1 pseudogene is annotated in these 572 nt (G+C 55.1%); it reads right to left on the reverse strand.

Features of this window, described 5'->3' with window-relative positions:
- Window positions 1-206 precede the first annotated feature (206 nt).
- Window positions 207-572, reverse strand: a pseudogene (locus tag DWZ40_RS19215) (plasmid recombination enzyme); the annotation flags it as partial.

Consider the following 572-nt stretch of genomic DNA (forward strand, 5'->3'; position numbering starts at 1 on the left):
TCAGGTTTACCACATTCCCACACCCCGCCGCTCACCCCCATTACCCCCTCCGACTTTCTCCCTGTCCGAGAGAGAATATTTTATTATTTTTTCCCTGGCCTAAAGGCCATAGGGGGGCATATATTATCAATACATTTTATTCCCTATTTTTACTGTTATTATAGCCTGTCCGGGCGGCTCTTTCAAGTCCCCCGGACAGGCTTCTTTTATAGCTCCATACCGCCCCAGGTGTGGCCCCGTTCTTGCTCTTTCTCCGGCTGCTGCACCTCTGGCACAGGTAGCAGCTCCCGCGCCTTTTCGACCAGGGGCCGGAACTGCTCCGGCAAGTGCCGATCCAGAAAGTCCAGCACCGCCCCGATCCCTTCCTGGAGCCGTGCCGAAATCCCGCGCTCCCAGCTCAAATCTTCTTCCAGGTATTCCACCTGCACTTTGAGCTGCCGGTTTTCATTTTCAAGCCGCTGTCGCTCCTGGGCGTCCTTCAGCTTTTCTTTCATCGAGGGGATTTTCTGCTGAAGCTGTTGGTTTTCTACTTTCAGCTCCCGCACCTTCTGCTCTGCCGCCGCGCCCCGGAT

Origin of the sequence: Clostridium sp. AF32-12BH (genome assembly GCF_003477935.1) — a bacterium.
Taxonomy (GTDB): domain Bacteria; phylum Bacillota; class Clostridia; order Lachnospirales; family Lachnospiraceae; genus Brotaphodocola.